The 18,799-nt window shown below is 31.9% G+C and carries 16 protein-coding genes and 1 tRNA gene; 11 read left to right on the forward strand and 6 right to left on the reverse strand.

Annotated elements, in window-relative coordinates; all coding sequences use genetic code 11:
• Window positions 1-40: 40 nt before the first annotated feature.
• The 3 genes from rnr to ASE21_RS06905 are packed head-to-tail and all read left to right on the forward strand — an operon-like array spanning window position 41 to window position 3,609.
• Entirely contained in the window at window positions 41-2,221 is a 2,181-nt protein-coding gene (gene rnr / locus ASE21_RS06895) for a ribonuclease R (protein WP_057121869.1), read from the forward strand.
• Window positions 2,222-2,245: 24 nt separating this feature from the next.
• Window positions 2,246-2,914 carry a head GIN domain-containing protein gene (locus tag ASE21_RS06900; protein WP_057121870.1) on the forward strand — a complete coding sequence of 223 codons (669 nt, stop codon included), beginning with the start codon at window positions 2,246-2,248 and terminating at the stop codon, window positions 2,912-2,914.
• Window positions 2,915-2,928: 14 nt separating this feature from the next.
• Window positions 2,929-3,609 (forward strand): LysE family translocator, encoded by a 681-nt coding sequence (locus ASE21_RS06905; protein ID WP_057121871.1) that lies wholly within the window; start codon window positions 2,929-2,931, stop codon window positions 3,607-3,609.
• 528 nt (window positions 3,610-4,137) lie between these two features.
• On the opposite strand, the gene ASE21_RS06910 is transcribed toward ASE21_RS06905, so the two are convergent.
• From ASE21_RS06910 to ASE21_RS06925, 4 genes are all read right to left on the reverse strand, one after another.
• Window positions 4,138-4,208: transfer RNA gene (locus ASE21_RS06910), tRNA-Cys, on the reverse strand.
• Between the two features lie 98 nt (window positions 4,209-4,306).
• Window positions 4,307-4,663: a dihydroneopterin aldolase gene (gene folB, locus ASE21_RS06915; protein WP_057121872.1), complete on the reverse strand. Its 357-nt coding sequence runs from the start codon at window positions 4,661-4,663 to the stop codon at window positions 4,307-4,309.
• Between the two features lie 2 nt (window positions 4,664-4,665).
• Entirely contained in the window at window positions 4,666-4,962 is a 297-nt protein-coding gene (locus ASE21_RS06920) for a type II toxin-antitoxin system RelE/ParE family toxin (protein ID WP_057121873.1), read from the reverse strand.
• Complete coding sequence (locus tag ASE21_RS06925) at window positions 4,955-5,182, reverse strand: hypothetical protein (protein ID WP_057121874.1); 228 nt, start codon at window positions 5,180-5,182, stop codon at window positions 4,955-4,957. The genes ASE21_RS06920 and ASE21_RS06925 overlap by 8 nt, the downstream gene beginning before the upstream one ends.
• Before the next feature lie 143 nt (window positions 5,183-5,325).
• On the opposite strand from ASE21_RS06925, the gene ASE21_RS06930 reads away from it, so the two are divergent.
• The 5 genes from ASE21_RS06930 to ASE21_RS06950 all read left to right on the forward strand — a co-directional run bounded on the left by ASE21_RS06930 (window position 5,326) and on the right by ASE21_RS06950 (window position 9,845).
• On the forward strand, window positions 5,326-7,443 hold the full coding sequence (locus tag ASE21_RS06930; protein WP_057121875.1) for a glutamine--tRNA ligase/YqeY domain fusion protein: 2,118 nt from the start codon (window positions 5,326-5,328) through the stop codon (window positions 7,441-7,443).
• Window positions 7,444-8,270: 827 nt separating this feature from the next.
• Window positions 8,271-8,750, forward strand: coding sequence for a hypothetical protein (locus ASE21_RS06935; protein ID WP_057121876.1), 480 nt, complete (start codon window positions 8,271-8,273; stop codon window positions 8,748-8,750).
• Window positions 8,751-8,831: 81 nt separating this feature from the next.
• A complete protein-coding gene (locus tag ASE21_RS06940) occupies window positions 8,832-9,158 on the forward strand; it encodes a YtxH domain-containing protein (RefSeq protein ID WP_057121877.1) in 327 nt (108 codons plus the stop codon).
• 76 nt (window positions 9,159-9,234) lie between these two features.
• Entirely contained in the window at window positions 9,235-9,585 is a 351-nt protein-coding gene (locus tag ASE21_RS06945; RefSeq protein WP_057121878.1) for a hypothetical protein, read from the forward strand.
• A 5-nt stretch (window positions 9,586-9,590) separates the two neighbouring features.
• Window positions 9,591-9,845 carry a DUF6327 family protein gene (locus tag ASE21_RS06950; RefSeq protein WP_057121879.1) on the forward strand — a complete coding sequence of 85 codons (255 nt, stop codon included), beginning with the start codon at window positions 9,591-9,593 and terminating at the stop codon, window positions 9,843-9,845.
• A gap of 27 nt (window positions 9,846-9,872) precedes the next feature.
• Here ASE21_RS06950 and ASE21_RS06955 read toward each other — a convergent pair whose 3' ends face one another.
• A complete protein-coding gene (locus tag ASE21_RS06955) occupies window positions 9,873-10,856 on the reverse strand; it encodes an SPFH domain-containing protein (RefSeq protein ID WP_057121880.1) in 984 nt (327 codons plus the stop codon).
• A gap of 170 nt (window positions 10,857-11,026) precedes the next feature.
• Entirely contained in the window at window positions 11,027-12,532 is a 1,506-nt protein-coding gene (gene gltX, locus ASE21_RS06960) for a glutamate--tRNA ligase (protein WP_057121881.1), read from the reverse strand.
• A 165-nt stretch (window positions 12,533-12,697) separates the two neighbouring features.
• Here gltX and ASE21_RS06965 point away from each other — a divergent pair, with 165 nt between their 5' ends.
• The 3 genes from ASE21_RS06965 (at window position 12,698) to mnmG (ending at window position 18,690) form a co-directional block, all read left to right on the forward strand.
• Window positions 12,698-16,090, forward strand: coding sequence for a DUF4175 family protein (locus ASE21_RS06965; protein ID WP_057121882.1), 3,393 nt, complete (start codon window positions 12,698-12,700; stop codon window positions 16,088-16,090).
• Window positions 16,087-16,506: an rRNA maturation RNase YbeY gene (gene ybeY, locus ASE21_RS06970; RefSeq protein ID WP_057121883.1), complete on the forward strand. Its 420-nt coding sequence runs from the start codon at window positions 16,087-16,089 to the stop codon at window positions 16,504-16,506. The genes ASE21_RS06965 and ybeY overlap by 4 nt, the downstream gene beginning before the upstream one ends.
• A gap of 312 nt (window positions 16,507-16,818) precedes the next feature.
• Window positions 16,819-18,690, forward strand: a complete 1,872-nt coding sequence (mnmG, locus tag ASE21_RS06975; protein WP_057121884.1) for a tRNA uridine-5-carboxymethylaminomethyl(34) synthesis enzyme MnmG — start codon at window positions 16,819-16,821, stop codon at window positions 18,688-18,690.
• Window positions 18,691-18,799 lie beyond the last annotated feature (109 nt).

Here is an 18,799-nt window from a genome sequence, read left to right on the forward strand (position 1 = left end):
ATTTCTTATTTGTAATTTTAAACCTTATAAGAAAAGATATATGAGTAAGAAAATTAGAAAGCCGATAAAAAAAGAGAAAGATTTCTCTGGGAAGATCCTTAAAATTTTATCGCAAAATGCCAATAAGCCATTTAATTATAAACAGATAGGAGCAAAGTTAGAACTTGACGATACAAATAGCAGAAACCAGATTATAAAAGATTTAAAGATTCTGGCAGCTCAGAAGAAAATTATAGAAACAGAACCTGGAAAATATTTAGTAAAAGCTATCAGCCAGGATTATTATGAAGGAACAATAGATATGACGAGCAGAAAAACGGCATATTTTATTTGTGACGAATTTGAAGAAGATGTTTTTATTCCGAGTAATAATTTGAATCGTGCATTGGATAAAGACAAAGTAAAAGTTTACGTTTATAACAGAAGAAAAGGAAAAAGACCTGAAGGTGAAGTAATTGAAGTTATAGAAAGGGATAAAACAGAATTTGTGGGAGTAATTGATATCCAGACAAATTTTGCTTTTGTTTCGACTGCAAATCCGAAAATGTATACTGATATTTTTATTCCAAAAGATAAAATTGGTGATGCAGAAAACGGAGATGTAGTTTTAGTTAAAATTGATGACTGGCCAAAAAGAGCAGATAGCCCTTTTGGATCCGTAATAAGGGTTTTAGGAAAACCTGGAGAACATAATACAGAAATTCATGCCATTTTAGCTGAATACGGATTGCCGTCTGAATTTCCGGTAGAAGTAGAGGTTTATGCACAGAAACTGGATACTTCGATTCAGGAATCTGAAATTGCAAAACGTCGTGATATGCGTGATACCCTTACGTTTACGATTGATCCAAAAGATGCAAAAGATTTTGATGATGCTTTATCTTTCAAAAAGTTAGAAAACGGAAATTACGAAATCGGGATCCATATTGCCGATGTTTCGTATTATCTGGAAGAAGGAACAATTCTCGATGACGAAGCTTATCAAAGAGCAACTTCTGTATATTTAGTTGATAGAGTAGTGCCAATGCTTCCTGAAGTTTTGTCTAATTTTGCCTGTTCACTTCGACCAAATGAAGAAAAATATACCTTCTCAGCCATATTTGAAGTTTCGCCTGCAGCACAAGTTGTGAACCAATGGTTCGGAAGAACTGTAATTTATTCAGATCAGCGTTTTGCTTATGAAGAAGCACAGTATATCATTGAAACAAAAGATAATACAATTCCGGTTGATGTTTCCATAACCGGAGAATCGTATGTAGTTTCAGATGAAATTACCGAAGCAACTTTAAAGTTAGATGAATTAGCCAAGATTTTAAGAAAGAAAAGAATGCAGAATGGTGCTATTTCTTTTGATAAAGTTGAAGTAAAATTTAATCTTGATGGAGAAGGAGAACCGGAAGGTGTTTATTTTAAAGTTTCAAAAGATGCCAATCATTTGATTGAAGAATTTATGCTTTTGGCTAACAGAAAAGTAGCCGAATATATTGGAAAACAAAAGAAAACTTTTGTTTACAGAATTCACGACGAACCAAATGAAGACAAATTAATTGCGATGCAGACTGTAATTGCTAAATTTGGCTATAAAATAGATTTTAGAAATAAAGGAGATATTGCAAAATCATTGAATTCCTTAATGGAAGAAGTAAATGGTAAAAAAGAGCAAAACTTAATTGATACTCTTGCAATTAGAAGTATGAGTAAAGCCAAATATTCGACAGAAAATATTGGACATTACGGTTTAGCTTTTGAATATTACAGCCATTTTACATCACCAATTCGTCGTTATCCGGACGTTATGGTTCATCGTTTACTGCAATATTACCTTGATGGAGGTGCTTCTGTAGATGAAGAAACGTACGAAACAAAATGTCTGCATTGTTCTAATATGGAAAGTTTAGCCACTAATGCTGAACGGGATAGTATTAAATACATGCAGGTTAAATACATGCAGGATCATCAGGATGAAGAATTCCTTGGCGTTATTTCTGGCGTTACAGAATGGGGAATTTATGTTGAAATCGTCTCTAATAAATGCGAAGGAATGGTAAGAATCAGAGAAATAAAAGATGATTACTATACTTTTGATGAAAAGCAATATGCATTAGTCGGAGCAACTTCAAATCATATATTGCAGCTGGGAGACGAAATTTATGTGAAAGTAAAAAATGCTGATTTAGTAAAAAAACAATTGGATTTTCATTTTTTACGAAGAGCAGAATAATATTAATTTAAAAAAAATAAAAGTATGAAAAAGCTAATTATTGGAGCAGCAATTTTATTTGTACAAATGTCTTTTGGTCAGGTTACCAAAGAGTTGGGTGATTTTGATACAGTAAAAGTATTCGATAAATTGAGTGTAAAATTAGTGCAGTCATCTGAAAATAAAATTGTTATAAAAGGTGCAAGAGAAGCAGAGTTAGAGGCTGTTAATAAAAATGGTATTTTAAAATTAAGAATGCCTTTTCCTAAACTTTTATCAGGAAATGATCTTGATGTAACCGTGTATTATAAACATATTGAACTAATTGATGTTAATGAAGGTGCCCAGGTTACCAGTAAAGAAACCTTAAAAGCAACTTCATTTAAAGTAAGCGCACAAGAAGGCGGGAAAATTGATGTAGACCTGAATGTTGATAAACTAAAAGTAAGTTCCGTTTCTGGTGGAGAAATTACTGTAACTGGAAAAGCAGATAACCTTGATGCAAGTTTAGGAGCCGGCGGATATTTCCTTGGAAGTAAATTATCTACTTCTCAGACCAAAGTAAGCGTTTCTGCGGGAGGAAAAGCCGATGTTAATGCTTCGATACTTGTTGATGCAAAAGTAAGCGCAGGAGGCTCTATTTACATTTATGGAAAACCAAAACAAATCAATCAAAAAACAGTTTTGGGAGGTAAAATCGAAGAAGTAAAGTAACTAATTGTATTTGAATGATAAATGATATCGTAACGGGACTCCCTTGGGGACTTTTTTTAAGTTTTATGGTAGGTCCGGTATTTTTTATACTAATTGAAACTAGTATTACAAAAGGATTCAGAGCTGCTATGGCTTTTGATTTAGGTGTTGTATTAGGTGATGTATTTTTTATAGGCATTGCATATTTAGGCAGTTACAGACTTATTCAGAGTTTAAAAGATAAACCGGCATTGTTTATTTTTGGAGGCATTATAATGCTGGCTTACGGAATTATTTCTTTTGTAAGATTAAAGAATGACGAAAAAATGGATGATGAAGAAATAGACCGTGATATTATAAAAAGAAACTATGGAAGTTTGTTTATAAAAGGTTTTATTTTAAACGTTATCAACATTGGAGTTCTTGGTTTTTGGTTAGCTGTTATCATTTCTGTCGGACCAAAATTAGAAATGGTAAATTCGAGAATGTTTACCTTTTTTGCTTCCGTCATCATTACATATTTGTTAGTTGATTGCGCTAAAATTGTATTAGCAAAACAATTAAAATCTAACCTGACACCAAATAATATCCTAAAAATCAAAAAAGGAATTAGTGTTGTTTTAATGGTTTTTGGAGTGGTGTTAATAACTCAGGGATGGTTTCCGAAAGAAAAGGAAATGGTTAAAAATGCTTTTGAAAGAATAGAAAAGAAATAGTTGTTAATAACTCAAAATGCTAAAATTAAACCTCTGAATTTCAGAGGTTTTTTTGTGTTCACAACGTTCGTTAATACTTCGTCAAATTTTAAAATTTGACAAAGTTGACTTTTCAGAATTGCATAAATTTCAATCTAAGAACATAGCCCGCGGTTTCAACCGTGGGAAACGAATTGTGATAATGCCTGCGTTCCCACGGTTGAAACCGCGGGCTATGTTTTAAAATTTAGAATAAAAAGAAATTCAGATGTGAATCTCTTTTTGAAGAATCGGCTGAATTTGAACATAATCTTTATCTAATTTTTTAAAATTTAAACATAAAAAAACTCTAAGTTTCTTTAGAGGTTTTAGAAACGTCGTCCGGATTCGAACATAATCTTTATCTAATTTTTTTAAAAATCTAAACATAAAAAACTCTAAGTTTCTTTAGAGGTTTTAGAAACGTCGTCCGGATTCGAACATAATTTTTCTCTAATTTTTCTAAAAAATTTAGACATAAAAAAACCTCTAAATTTCTTTAGAGGTTAGAGGCATCGTCCGGATTCGAACCGGAGTAGGAGCTTTTGCAGAGCCCAGCCTAGCCACTCGGCCACGACGCCATTACTTGAACGGACGGCAAAAGTAACTAAAATCTTTAAAATTCAAAAGTTTAATAGAAACTATTTTAAAAAAAATACTTTTATCATAGTAATAATTCCTATCTGGTTTCCGTCATTTTTATAGTAACTGATTCAACATCACCACCAATAGGTGGATTTATTTTTGAAACCCAAACAGTTGTTTTTTCTACTGTTTCTATTTCTGCCAGAACGCGAATATTGATTCTTTTTGCCACATGCTCTAATAAATGAGAACGAATTGCCATTTCTTCAGTAACAATTTTGTTCAGATGAACATAGTCAACCGTATCTAAAAGATGATCTGTTTCGGCTGATTTTTGAAGATTAGTTTTAATTTTTAGATCTACAGTATAATCAGATCCTATTTTTCCTTCTTCAATTAAACATCCGTGATAAGAAAAAGTACGAATGTTTTTTAGTTTTATAACTCCCATTTTTATAATTTTATTCTTGTAGTATTTGGATCTTGATAATTTGAAGTAATAGCATAAATATAAACTGTTTTCTTGCTTTCATCAACTGTAAAATGTATAGTGTAAGGAAATTTCTTTAGTGGTAATGTGCGAACAGTATTGTATTTTTCTTCAAAAAAAGGAAATGAAATTAACGTTTCCACATAATCCTGGAACTCATTAAAAAATTTTGTTCCTAAGCCATTAGAAAGAGATTCATAATATTCAGCGATTTCATCTACTTCTAAATCAGCTCGTAAGAGAATAATTATTTCAAACATTATTTTTATTCCATTTATCGTTGAGTCTTTTTTTAGATTCTTCCCAACTTATATAATCCTCAGGTTTAGCATTTTTCATACGTTCCAAAACCATTTCTTGCTGCCATAATGGTATTTCATCTGTTGTATTTTCATTTATAGAAACATCAGGAACATGTTTGAAAAAACTAATAAAAGTTTCGTAGAAATCGTCTGGAATTGTAACAGTTAATTGTCTCATAATTCTTAATATTTATACAAAAATACAAATAATAATTTGTTTCAGGTTTCACGCTTAAAGTTTCAGGTTTTGCGCCACTTATATAACTTTAAACCTGAAACCTGAAACCTTTTTTTTATCTTTGCTAAAATTACTATAAAATAATGGCATCAGAAGAGAAATCACTCAATTTTATTGAACAAATCATAGAGGAAGACATAAAAACAGGTCTTTCAAATAATAAACTTCGCTTTCGTTTTCCACCAGAACCAAATGGTTATTTACATATTGGCCATGCTAGTTCTATTGCATTAAATTTTGGTTTAGGAATTGATTATCAATCTCCTGTGAATTTACGTTTTGACGATACAAACCCGGAAAAAGAAGAGCAGGAATTTGTTGATGCTATTAAAAAAGATGTAGAATGGTTAGGATATACCTGGGCAGAAGAATGTTATGCTTCAGATTATTTCCAGCAATTATATGACTGGGCAGTTTTATTAATTAAAAAAGATAAAGCTTATGTTGACAGCCAGACTTCTGAAGAAATGGCAGTTCAAAAAGGGACTCCAACAACTCCGGGGACTGACAGCCCATATAGAAATCGTTCTGTTGAAGAAAACTTAGATTTATTCGAAAGAATGAAAAATGGTGAATTTGAGGCTGGTACACATATACTTCGTGCAAAAATTGACATGAAATCAACTAACATGTTAATGCGTGATCCTATCATGTACAGAATTTTACATAAGCATCACCATAGAACCGGAGATGCCTGGAAAATCTATCCAATGTACGATTGGGCACACGGACAAAGTGATTATTTGGAACAAATTTCTCACTCCTTTTGTACACTGGAATTTTTGCCTCACCGTGAATTATACGATTGGTTTTTAGATCAGATTTTTGATGATAATAAACTGCGTCCTAAGCAGAGAGAATTTGCAAGACGTAACTTATCACACACTGTTGTTAGTAAAAGAAAATTACAGCAACTTGTTAAGGAAAAGCATGTTAACGGTTGGGATGATCCCCGAATGTCGACAATTTCCGGATTAAGAAGACGTGGTTATACAGCAGCTTCTTTACGTAATTTTGCGAACACAATTGGTATTGCAAAACGTGATAATTTGATTAATGTTTCGGTTTTAGAATTCTGTATCCGTGAAGATTTGAACAAAATTGCACCTCGTGTAATGGCTGTTTTAGATCCTGTAAAACTGGTAATTACCAATTATCCGGAAGGAAAAGAAGAGTGGCTGGAAGCAGAAAATAATCAGGAAGATGAAAATGCAGGTTTTAGAAAAGTGCCTTTTTCCCGTGAATTATATATCGAAAGAGAAGACTTTTTAGAAGAAGCTCCGGCTAAATATTTTCGTTTGACTTTAGGAAAAGAAGTTCGTCTTAAAAATGCGTATATTATTAAAGGAGAATCAGTTGTAAAAGATGCTGAAGGGAATATTACTGAAATTCATGTTACATATGACACCGATTCTTTAAGTGGAAGCGGGACAGAAGCAAGCCAGAGAAAAGTATCCGGAACATTACATTGGGTTTCAATAAAACATGCTTTGGAAGCAGAAGTTCGTTTGTACGATCGTCTGTTTACAGATGAAGCTCCTGACAGTTATAAAGAGAAAAATTTCTTAGATTTTGTAAATCCAAATTCTCTAGAAATTGTGACTGGATATGTAGAACCAAGTTTAGCAACAGCTCAAAATGAAGATAAATTTCAGTTCCAGCGTTTAGGATATTTTACTGTTGATAAAGACTCAACTCCTTCAAAATTAGTATTTAACAAAACTGTTGGGTTGAAAGATGCCTGGGAAGAAAAGGGTAAGAAAGAAGAAAACAGCATTAATAATTCTTTAAAAGAAATCAACAAATATTTTAAAGTTGAGAGTAAAGAGGACAGAATTGCGATTGAAAGTGCAATAGGGGAGAACATCAAAAATATTTCCAGTTTCTCTTTGCTGCAGAATTCTTTAAAGAAGAATATCAACAATAATAAAGCTTCATTGTTGTTTTCTCAATTTTTATTGAAATATTCAAATTGGAAATCTTCTGATTTTGAAGAAGATGATGTAAAGAAATTATATTCGATGTCTTTAAAAAGTGAATCGACTTATGTTCGATCAAAAGCACTTTTAAATTTAAGAGATATTGAAAATGAAAGTTTCAAAAATCAATTTGATGATGAAATTTTGAAATTATATTCTAATACTCCAAAAAATGCTTCGGAAAGAGAAATTGAAATTTTATCAGAAATGGTAAAAAAATAAAAATAATTAGAATCTATTGAAAGCGCTTTTTATAAGCGCTTTTTTTATTATTTATATTTTCTATTAGAATTAAAATTTTTATAAATATTTTGAATTAAAAATAACTTTCATAAATTTATTTTAAGACAATATTTAATTTTCTCCATCTCTTGAATCCTTTTTTCTCAAATCCTTTCTTAAAACTCTTTATTTTAAGTTTTGATTTTTTTAGCCATTTTTTAAAATTGTTGCCTTTCTCAAAATATAAAACAGAATTTTACTTATTAATTTTTCTTATATAAAATTTATAATTATTTATTTTAATTATTATTTATAAAATCTATTATTAGTATAAAATTTATAATTTTTTTATATAAAAATTAACCTTCATAAATTGATTTTAAACAAATATTTTTATCTTCTCGATACGTAACTCATTTTTTGAATTATTGTTTATTTATGATCTTTATTTTAAGTTTTACCGTTATTTTTGTCAGTTTAACGGGTTATTAACATACAATTGTTTATAAAGTTGCTATTTTTATCTCAACACCAAAGTCAGAGATGATTTTATAAAAATTTATATTTCCGATTAGATTCTAAACTGAATTTTTAAGAATAAAACAATTGCAGTTTTGTTTTTAAGTATTTCTAATTTGAATTCTTGAAACAGCAAATTTTATGTTCTAATTTTTTTATGATATAGTTTTGATAATATTTCGCGTAAAAGGTATTTTTCAAATTACTTCATAATTGTAAAATTTCCATAGCATTGGTTTTAGGCGATAATTGTTTTTATAACTCAGTCCTGCAATTTTTTTAATTATAAAAACTTAAATCCAATTATCATGAAAATTTTATATTTTACGCTAGCACTATTATTTGCAAATATTGCAATTTCACAAACACATCAAATTTCAAAACACAACGGAGAACAACTTGATGTTAATTTTATAAAAAACGAAAATGGCTTAATTTACTATTCTTTAAACGGAAGTTCTGAAGAAATTAAAATTAGCAAATATGCAGTTTCGACCATTACAAATAAACAAACCAAGCAAACACAAAAAATTTCTGATAAAATAATTGTAGATTCAAAAGACGATTATAAAATGGTAACTGTTCTGCCTCAGGAAAAAACAATAGGGCTGAAGCAGGCGGCAAGTTTTACAGGAACTTCGACGAGGACAAAAGGCGAACCGCCAATTGCAAATCAAAAACAAACTGCAATGAGAATCAAATCTAAATCGGCTTCAAGTGGTTATCCTTTTGTGAGTATTATTGAAAAAGCTGATGGAAAATATGAAGCTGTAGGTTATGTGTATTAATTCTATTGTTAAATTTTAAATTATGCTATTTAGCATTTTAAAAAGAAGTATCTTTATTAATCACTTAAAAATAGAAATATCATGTCAAATAATTCAAATACAATTGCAGCAATTATAGCTGGTGCTGCAGTAGGAGCAGCGATAGGAATTTTATTTGCTCCGGACAAAGGGTCAAAAACCCGTTCTAAAATAAAAGAAGGAATTGATGATGCAAAACATAATTTGCAGGATTCATTTGAAGCAAGTTCTGAAGTTCTTCGTGAAAAATTCACAAATGCAACTCAAAATTTTGATGGAACTTTAAACGATTTACTTTCAAACGTAAGTCATAAAACAGAAGAAGTAATCACTTTTTTAGAATCTAAACTGGCTGATTTAAAAGCGCAGAACGCTAAACTTCAGAAATAATATTTACAAGAAAGCACATAACTTGATTATTTTTATAAGACAGTTTTGTGCTTTTTTTTATTTTAAAAATTTAATTATGGCTTTTGAAGAGTTAAAAGAAAATACAGAGAAAATTCAGGAACAGACTAAAGTATATATTGACAGTCATTTAGCTTATTACAAACTTTGGGGTTTTAAAGTTGCGATGAAATCAACCACTTTAATTTTTAAGTTTACTCTGATATTATTGTGTTTTAGTATGGTTTTGCTTTTTGGATCTTTTGCAGCAGCATATGCTTTTGGTGACTTATTAGGAAGTAATGCTTTGGGATTTTTAACAGTAGGAGGGATCTATCTTTTGTTTACCATTTTGCTTTTTCTGATAAAAGATAAGATTGTCGAAGGTCCGATTTTAGAGAAATTTTCAGAAATATTTTTTAATGATTAACATTTATGGAAAAGAAAAAATACTCCTCATATGCTGAAATTGACAGAGATTTAGAAATTCTGAAACTAAATAAAGACATCAATTATCAAAAGTTAGTTTTAAGTTTTCAGAAAACAAAAGAAAGCATTACACCACAAAATATCGTAAACGGATTTGTTTCCTCTTATACAGATTACTTTTCAAATTCATATTCAAAAATAATTGAGTCCATTTTACCTTATGTAATAGGTTGGTTTATCAATAAAAAAAGAGGCAGTTAAGCCTCTTTTTTATTTTAATATTCTTTATTAAGCCGTTTCGGTTGGCTCTGAAGTATCTGAAGGATTGAAGTTTAGATCTGAATTATTTGGTTTTTTAGTTTTTCTGGTTTGTCTTTTCATTTCTTCGCCAATGATATTTGAAGCTGAAAAACTGGTTACCATATTGTTTAACATATCACTTGCAGCTTGTGGAGAGTTTGGTAATAATATTAAATTCGAATTGGTATCAGCTCCAATAGCTTGGAGTGTATCGTAATGTTGTGTAATTACGATTAATGCAGATGCTTCTTGCGAATTAATACCAACATTGTTTAGAACTTCAACACTTTCTACTAATCCGCGTGCAATTTCTCTACGTTGATCGGCAATACCCTGACCCTGAAGTTTTTTACTTTCGGCCTCCGCTTTGGCTTTAGCAACAATTCTAATTCGTTGTGCTTCAGATTCAAACATTGCTGCTGTTTTTTCTCTTTCGGCCGCATTGATACGGTTCATTGCATTTTTCACCTGAATATCAGGATCAATATCTGTTACAAGAGTGTTAATGATGTCATAACCATACGTTGTCATAGCTTCGTTTAATTCTCGTTTTACAGCTATTGCTATATCATCCTTACGAACAAACACATCATCCAGGATTAATTTCGGAACCTCGGCACGAACAACATCAAATACATAAGCAGTGATTTGATCATGTGGATATTCTAGTTTATAAAAAGCTTCATATACATGTTCCTGTATTACTTTAAACTGAACAGAAACTTTCATTTTGATAAACACATTGTCTTTAGTTTGTGTTTCAATAAGGACATCTAACTGTTGAATTTTCAGATTAACTCGTCCCGCAATTCTGTCAATTATTGGAATTTTTAATTGTAATCCCGAATTTCTAACACTTGTAAATTTCCCAAAACGTTCTACAATAACACTGGTTTGTTGTTTTACTGTAAAAAAGGAAGACATAAAAATAAAGAATGCGATTACTAATAAGATAATAAATGCTGTACTCATGGTTATATAGTTTATATTTTTGATTTTGGTAAATTACGAAAATTCTTCTAAAATAAAATTTCTAAATCATAAAAAAAACGCTAAGAACATTTGTCATGTTCCCAGCGTTTGGATTTTTTTACCATTAATGAAAGCTTAATTTTCTTAATATCTTAATGGTGAAATGTTTTTTATAATGTTGCAATTGCTTTTTGAATTCTCGAAATCGTTTCTTCTTTTCCAATGATTTCTACAATGTCAAATAGGTGAGGACCTTTAAGCGCTCCAACCAAACTTAGTCTGAATGGCTGCATTACTTTACCCATTCCGATTTCATTTTTAGTAAGCCAGTCTTTTACAATTGCTTCGATATTTGCTGAATCAAAACCATCAATATATTCTAAAGTTGAAATCAATTCCTGCATTAAAGCCGGGGTTTCTTCTTTCCAGTTTTTACTTGCTTTTTCATCATAAGAGGTTGGCGCCTGGAAAAAGAAATCAGTTAAATCCCAAAATTCAGAAACGAAATGAGCACGTTCTTTAATTAAAGAAACAATTCTCGTAACATCAAATTTAGAAACGTCAACTCCTTTTTCAATCAAAATAGGAGTGAAGTCTTTTGCTAAATCAGCATCATTTTGTTTGATCAAATATTGGTGGTTGAACCATTTGTTTTTCTCCGGATCAAATTTTGCTCCCGATTTATGCACTCGGTTTAAGTCAAAAGATTCTACTAATTCTTCAAGGGAAAATAATTCCTTATCTGTTCCGTCATTCCAACCTAAAAGAGCAAGAAAGTTTACAACTGCTTCCGGGAAAAATCCTTTTTCTCTGTAACCAGATGAAACACCTTCTTCCGTTTTCCATTCTAATGGAAACACAGGAAATCCTAATTTATCACCATCTCTTTTTGATAATTTCCCGTTTCCAATAGGTTTTAAAATCAAAGGTAAATGTGCAAATTCCGGAGCATCCCAGCCAAAAGCTCTGTACAATAAAACGTGAAGCGGCATAGACGGCAACCATTCTTCACCACGAATTACATGTGAAGTTTCCATTAAATGGTCATCTACAATATTGGCCAAATGGTAGGTTGGCATTCCGTCACTTTTAAACAAAACTTTATCATCAAGAAGATTCGTTTCAAACTTTACGTCTCCACGAATAATATCTTTTAAATGTAAAGTTTCGTCTACCGGAGTTTTAAAACGAATAACATAATGCTCTCCATTTGCAATCCTTTTGGCAGTTTCATCAGCAGAAATTACTAAAGAAGTATCTAGTTTTTCACGATTGTGATGGTTATAAATAAATGTTTTTCCTTCTGCTTCATGTTGTTTTCTATGTGCATCAAGAGCTTCCGGAGTGTCAAAAGCATAATATGCCCAGCCAGAATTGATCAGTTGATCTGCATACTTTTGGTATAAATCTTTACGATCGCTTTGTCTGTAAGGACCAAATTTTTCATTTTTTCCAACGGTTTCTTCTGGAGCAATTCCTAACCATTCTAAAGCTTCCATAATATAAGCTTCAGCTCCGGGAACAAAACGAGTCTGATCTGTATCTTCAATTCTCAGATAAAAAACGCCATTGTTTTTTTTGGCAAATAAATAATTAAACAGGGCAGTACGAACGCCGCCAATATGTAAAGGTCCTGTTGGACTTGGTGCAAAACGCACACGAACTTGCTTTGACATTTTTGTATAAATTTTGATGCAAAGATACAACTCATAATTAGATAATTTAAAAATGAAGATAATTAGATAATTACTTGTTTATAGCTTAATTGACTAATTATCTAATTGATCATTATCTAATTAAAATTATTACTTTTATAGGTTATAATTAAAAGAGATTTTATTTTGAAAACATCATCTGCGATATATCAGAAATTAGAAGGATTTATAAAGAAATATTATATGAACGAATTGATAAAAGGCGCACTTCTTTTTATCGGGTTCGGACTTTTGTATTTTCTATTTACACTTTTTATTGAGTACTTTCTTTGGTTGAAACCATTAGGAAGAACCCTTTTATTCTGGGTATTTATTGCAGTAGAAATTTTTCTGTTGTTTCGCTTTATTTTATTTCCAATTTTTAAGTTGTTCAAACTTCAAAAAGGAATCGATTATAATCAGGCTTCGGCGATTATTGGAAATCATTTTACGGAAGTAAGTGATAAATTGACGAACTTTTTGCAGCTTTCATCAAATGAAAATTCAGCAGAAAGTTCAGAATTAATGCTGGCTTCGATCGAGCAAAAAGCAAATTCACTGCAGCCAATTCCGTTTGGAAATGCCATCAATTTTAAATCAAATAAAAAGTATTTACCGTTAGCTTTGATTCCGGTTTTGCTGTTTGCAGTCTTTTTTGTTTCCGGAAACAGCAATATAATTTCGCAGAGTTTTAATAGAGTAGTCCATTTTAATGCTTCTTTTTTGCCGCCGGCTCCTTTCAAATTTGTAGTTTTAAATGATAAACTTCAGACAGAACAGAACAGAGATTTTATTGTAAAAGTAGAAACTGAAGGAAACGTTGTTCCGGAAAATGTCATGATTCATATTGGAGATGAAAGTTATTTTATGGAATCTTCCCAAAACGGAAAGTTTGAATTTAAGATTGAAAAGCCAACTTCGGATATTCAATTTTCATTTGAAGGAAATTCAGTTTCATCAAACGAGTATGAATTAAAAGTGATTACAGTTCCATCAATTGCCAACTTCGAAATGGTTTTAAACTTTCCATCTTACCTAAAAAAGAAATCAGAAATCATTCAGGGAACCGGAAATGCAATCGTTCCTGAAGGCACAATTGTAACCTGGAAAATGAAAACGCAATCGACTCAGGAAGTAGTTTGGAAAGATGAAAATTCAGTTTTTAAGTTTAATAAGACCGAAAATGAGTTTAAATTGGCTAAAAATATCAGTCAAAATACAGAATATCAAATTCTTACTTCGAACAATAAGGTTAAAAACTATGAAAAACTGGATTATCAGCTGTCTGTTATTAAGGATCAGCACCCAACAATTACAGTTTCGCCGGCTCCGGATAGTTTAAAGTTAGATAAGAATTATGTTTTAGGAAGACTGGGTGATGACTATGGTTTATCAAAATTGCAGATTGTTTTTTATGAACATGGAAAACCACAGACTGCAAAACGCGGAACCATTCCTGTAAAGCAGGCAGTGTTCGATCAGTTTGTTTTTAACTTCCCAAGTAATCTTCCTGTAGAAGAAGGAGTATCTTATGAATACTATTTTGAAGTTTTTGATAACGATGCTCTGCACGGATTTAAGAGTACAAAGTCATCGACATTTTCAGATCGTGTTGCTACAACAGATGAAATTCAGGATGCAGAATTGCAGCAGCAAAATGCTAATATTAATAGTTTATCTAAATCATTAAAGAATCAGGAAAAGCAATTTTCTGAAATGGATAAACTGAAAAATACCGGAAAAGAAAAAGACAATTTAGAATTTAAAGATCAGCAAAAAGTAAACGAATTTATCAAACGCCAAAAACAGCAAGATGAAATGATGAAGCAGTTTGCTGAAAAAATGAATAAGAATTTAGATAAATATAATACGGATAAGAAAGATAAAACTGCCGAAGATTTACAAAAGCGTTTGGATAATGCTGAGAAAGATTTAGAAAAAAATCAAAAATTAATGGACGAACTTAAGAATCTAAATGACAAATTAAACAATGATGAGTTGTTTGATAAGATGGAAAAGTTCAAACAAATCAGCAAAAACCAATCTCGTAATTTAGAACAATTAGTTGAATTAACGAAGCGTTTTTATGTAGAAAAGAAAGCAGAGCAGGTTGCAGAAAAACTAAATAAGTTAGCAGAAAAGCAAGAACAGCTTTCTAATAAAGACAGTGAAAATACAAAAGAGAAACAGGATGACATCAATAAATCATTTGATAAAATTCAGGAAGATCTTAAAGATTTGAAAGACGAAAACAATAGTTTAAAATCTCCTTTGGATATTCCTAAAGATGCTTTAAAAGAAAAAGATGTAGAGAACGATCTGAATAAAGCATCAGAAGAATTAAATAAAAAGAATACTTCTTCGGCCAAGCCAAAACAAAAAAGTGCTTCAAAGAAAATGAAGTCAATGGCTGAGCAAATGAGTTCAAGTATGGAAGGTGGAGAACAAGAACAATTAGAAGAAGATGTTGCCATGCTTCGTCAGATTCTGGATAATCTTTTAGCTTTTTCTTTATCCCAGGAAGATGTGATGAAACAATTCAGATCGATGAAACTGGGTTCTTCTGCTTACACCAAGAACATAAAGATTCAGCAAAACTTAAAACAGCAGTTCAGACATGTCGATGATAGTTTGTTTGCTATGTCTCTTAGAAACCCAAAAATTGCTGAAGATGTAACCAAAGAAATTGGTAACGTACAATATAATATGGACAAAGCAATTGAAGTTTTAACTGATGTTCAAATCCCAAAAGGAGTTTCTCATCAGCAATATGCCGTTTCATCAGCAAACAAATTAGCCGATTTTTTAAGTGATCTTTTAAATAACATGCAGATGCAAATGTCTAAACCGGGAACAGGAAAACCTAAACCAGGAGACGGACAAGGGATGCAGCTTCCGGATATTATTCAAAAACAAAAAGGTCTTGCAGATAAAATGAAAGATGGAATGAAGTCTGGTGATAAACCCGGAAGTGGTCAGCAAGGAAAAAGTGGGGAAGGAAAACAGGGACAAGACAGCGGCCAAGGTAAAGATGGAAACGGAAAAGATGGAAAAAATAGTCAGGGTAAAAATGGACAGGGAAGTAAAGAAGGAGGAAAAGGTAAAGATGGAAACGAGGGTGAAGATGGAGAACAAGATGCAGAAAAGATAATGGAGATTTATAAAGAGCAGGTAAAACTGCGTGAAGCTTTGCAAAAAGAATTAGCAAAAAAAGGATTAGATGCACAAGGCCGATCTGTAATTGATCAGATGAAAAATTCTGAAAAACAGATTTTAAATAAAGGTTTTAAGAATGAAAACCTGCAGCGAATTTTAAATATTCAGCAAGAATTATTAAAATTAAACAATGCAGTTCAGGAACAAGGTCAGGATACAAAGCGTCAATCTGAAACAAATAAGGCTGAATTTTCTAATCGTTCAAATGCTTTGCCAAGCTCATTAACTGAATATTTAAACAGTGTAGAGATTTTAAACAGACAATCGTTACCTTTGCGCTCGAATTTTAATCAAAAGGTTCAAGAATATTTTAATACAAAATGATAAACTTTAATTACGAAACCGAATTTTCTTTAGAGAACGAACAAGCTTTTACAGATTGGTTGAGCGCTGTTATTGTTTCTGAAAAGAAAAATGAAGGAGAAATAAATTATATTTTCTGTGATGATGAATACCTGCATAAAATAAATGTAGAGTATTTAAACCACGACACTCTAACAGATATTATCAGTTTTGATTATACTGTAGGAAATGAAATAAGCGGAGATATTTTTGTGTCTGTCGAAAGAGTAGAGGATAATGCTAAAGATTTTAATGTTTCATTTCAAGAAGAACTAAAGCGTGTTCTTGCTCACGGCATATTACATTATTGTGGATATAAAGATAAGAGCGATGCAGATGCAGAACTTATGCGTTCAAAAGAGGATGAAAAAATTGCGATGTTTCACGTGGAACAGTAATTAAACATCTTTACATAAATCAATTTTGTTTCACGTGAAACATATTATTGAATTATATATTAATACGTTCCACGTGGAACGAAAGACTAAAATTTAATATTTAGATTTTTAGTGATTTAATTAAATCGTTCCACGTGGAACGATTTAAGTTGATTAGATTTTGTGATTGTGTTCCACGTGGAACGATGTAAGTTAGTTTGGAATTTAGAATTTTTTGAATTAGAATTTATATAAATCGTTCCACGTGGAACATCAGATAAAAAGTAATTCTGATTCGTTGCAAAACGTTTCGGAGAAAAAAAATAAAACAAAATGTTTTTAGAAGAATACGACGTTATTGTTGTTGGTGCCGGTCATGCCGGTTCAGAGGCCGCGGCAGCGGCAGCAAATTTAGGATCCAAAACTTTATTGGTTACGATGAGTTTGCAGAACATTGCACAGATGTCTTGTAATCCTGCAATGGGAGGAATAGCAAAAGGACAAATTGTGCGAGAGATCGATGCGCTTGGTGGATACTCGGGAATTGTTTCAGACAAAACGGCGATACAATTTAAGATGTTGAACAAGTCGAAAGGTCCTGCAATGTGGTCGCCGAGAGTTCAAAGTGATCGAATGCGTTTTGCAGAAGAATGGAGAATGATGCTGGAGGGAACTCCTAATTTAGATTTTTACCAGGAGATGGTGAAAGGTCTAATTATCGAGAACGGAAAAATAAAAGGAATCAGAACTTCGCTTGGAGTTGAGATTCGTTCCAAATCGGTTGTGTTGACAAACGGAACTTTTTTGAACGGATTAATTCATATTGGAGAAAAACAATTTGGTGGAGGAAGAGCGGGCGAAAGTGCAGCTACCGGAATTACCGAAGATTTGGTCAAAGCAGGTTTTGAAGCAGGAAGAATGAAAACAGGAACGCCGCCGCGAGTTGATGGACGTTCTTTGGATTATTCTAAAATGAATGAAGAAAAAGGAGATGAGAACCCGGATAAGTTTTCATATTCTGATTTGACGAAACCTTTAACGCAACAGCGTTCTTGTTATATGACATACACATCGCTGAATGTTCATGATATTTTGAGAGAAGGTTTTGATCGTTCGCCAATGTTCAACGGAAGAATAAAAAGTTTAGGTCCGAGATATTGTCCATCAATAGAAGACAAGATTAATCGTTTTGCAGATAAAGAACGTCACCAGCTTTTTGTTGAACCGGAAGGGTGGAATACATGTGAAGTTTATGTAAACGGATTTTCAACTTCACTTCCGGAAGATATTCAGTTTAAAGCTTTGCGTTCTGTTGCCGGTTTTGAAAATGTGAAATTCTTCCGTCCTGGTTATGCAATCGAATATGATTATTTTCCTCCGACACAATTAAAACATACTTTAGAAACTAAGTTGGTTGAAGGATTATATTTTGCCGGACAAATTAATGGAACTACAGGATATGAAGAAGCAGCTTCGCAAGGATTGATGGCCGGAATAAATGCGCATTTAAAAGTGCACGAAAAAGCGCCGTTAATTTTAAAACGTGATGAAGCTTATATTGGAGTTTTGATTGACGACTTAATTACCAAAGGTACAGAAGAACCATATCGTATGTTTACATCGAGAGCAGAATATAGAACATTGCTACGACAAGATAATGCCGATTTCAGATTGACGCCTATGTCATACGAAATTGGTTTAGCTTCTGAAGACAGAATGCGAAGAATGGAATATAAATTGAACGAGTCTGAAAAGATGGTTTCATTTTTTAGAGAAACAAGTGTAACAGTTGCAGAAACGAATCCAATTTTGGAAGCTAAAGAATCTGCGCCAATTTCTCAAGGAGATAAAATGTTTAAGGTTTTCTCCCGCCCGCAGATTGAATTAGAAGATATGCTAAAATTTGAAAAAGTAAAGGCATATGTTGAAGAACATAATCTGGATAAAGAAGTTTTAGAGCAGGCAGAAATTCAGGTGAAATATTCTGGCTATATTGAAAAGGAAAGAAACAACGCAGATAAATTGACTAGACTCGAGGAAGTAAAAATCCCCGAGAATTTTGATTATTCTAAAATCAAATCGATGTCGATTGAAGCAAAACAAAAATTAAGCAAAATTAGACCGGTTACTATTTCGCAGGCATCAAGAATCAGCGGTGTATCGCCAAGTGATATTTCTGTACTTTTGATATACATGGGAAGGTAATTATTTTAGATTTCTGAATTTTAGATTTTAGATTATGCATTGCCGAATTACGATCGGAGTAAAATCTAAAATCTACATTCTAAAGTCTAAAATTTCCAGATTGTTCCAC

Source organism: Flavobacterium sp. Root901, assembly GCF_001429765.1.
Classification (GTDB): domain Bacteria; phylum Bacteroidota; class Bacteroidia; order Flavobacteriales; family Flavobacteriaceae; genus Flavobacterium.

Coding starts and splice junctions, on each gene's coding strand:
- rnr (WP_057121869.1), top strand. CDS start 41: ATGAGTAAGAAAATTAGAAAGCCGATAAAAAAAGAGAAAGATTTCTCT.
- ASE21_RS06900 (WP_057121870.1), top strand. CDS start 2,246: ATGAAAAAGCTAATTATTGGAGCAGCAATTTTATTTGTACAAATGTCT.
- ASE21_RS06905 (WP_057121871.1), top strand. CDS start 2,929: ATGATAAATGATATCGTAACGGGACTCCCTTGGGGACTTTTTTTAAGT.
- folB (WP_057121872.1), bottom strand. CDS start 4,663: ATGGGAGTTATAAAACTAAAAAACATTCGTACTTTTTCTTATCACGGA.
- ASE21_RS06920 (WP_057121873.1), bottom strand. CDS start 4,962: ATGTTTGAAATAATTATTCTCTTACGAGCTGATTTAGAAGTAGATGAA.
- ASE21_RS06925 (WP_057121874.1), bottom strand. CDS start 5,182: ATGAGACAATTAACTGTTACAATTCCAGACGATTTCTACGAAACTTTT.
- ASE21_RS06930 (WP_057121875.1), top strand. CDS start 5,326: ATGGCATCAGAAGAGAAATCACTCAATTTTATTGAACAAATCATAGAG.
- ASE21_RS06935 (WP_057121876.1), top strand. CDS start 8,271: ATGAAAATTTTATATTTTACGCTAGCACTATTATTTGCAAATATTGCA.
- ASE21_RS06940 (WP_057121877.1), top strand. CDS start 8,832: ATGTCAAATAATTCAAATACAATTGCAGCAATTATAGCTGGTGCTGCA.
- ASE21_RS06945 (WP_057121878.1), top strand. CDS start 9,235: ATGGCTTTTGAAGAGTTAAAAGAAAATACAGAGAAAATTCAGGAACAG.
- ASE21_RS06950 (WP_057121879.1), top strand. CDS start 9,591: ATGGAAAAGAAAAAATACTCCTCATATGCTGAAATTGACAGAGATTTA.
- ASE21_RS06955 (WP_057121880.1), bottom strand. CDS start 10,856: ATGAGTACAGCATTTATTATCTTATTAGTAATCGCATTCTTTATTTTT.
- gltX (WP_057121881.1), bottom strand. CDS start 12,532: ATGTCAAAGCAAGTTCGTGTGCGTTTTGCACCAAGTCCAACAGGACCT.
- ybeY (WP_057121883.1), top strand. CDS start 16,087: ATGATAAACTTTAATTACGAAACCGAATTTTCTTTAGAGAACGAACAA.
- mnmG (WP_057121884.1), top strand. CDS start 16,819: ATGTTTTTAGAAGAATACGACGTTATTGTTGTTGGTGCCGGTCATGCC.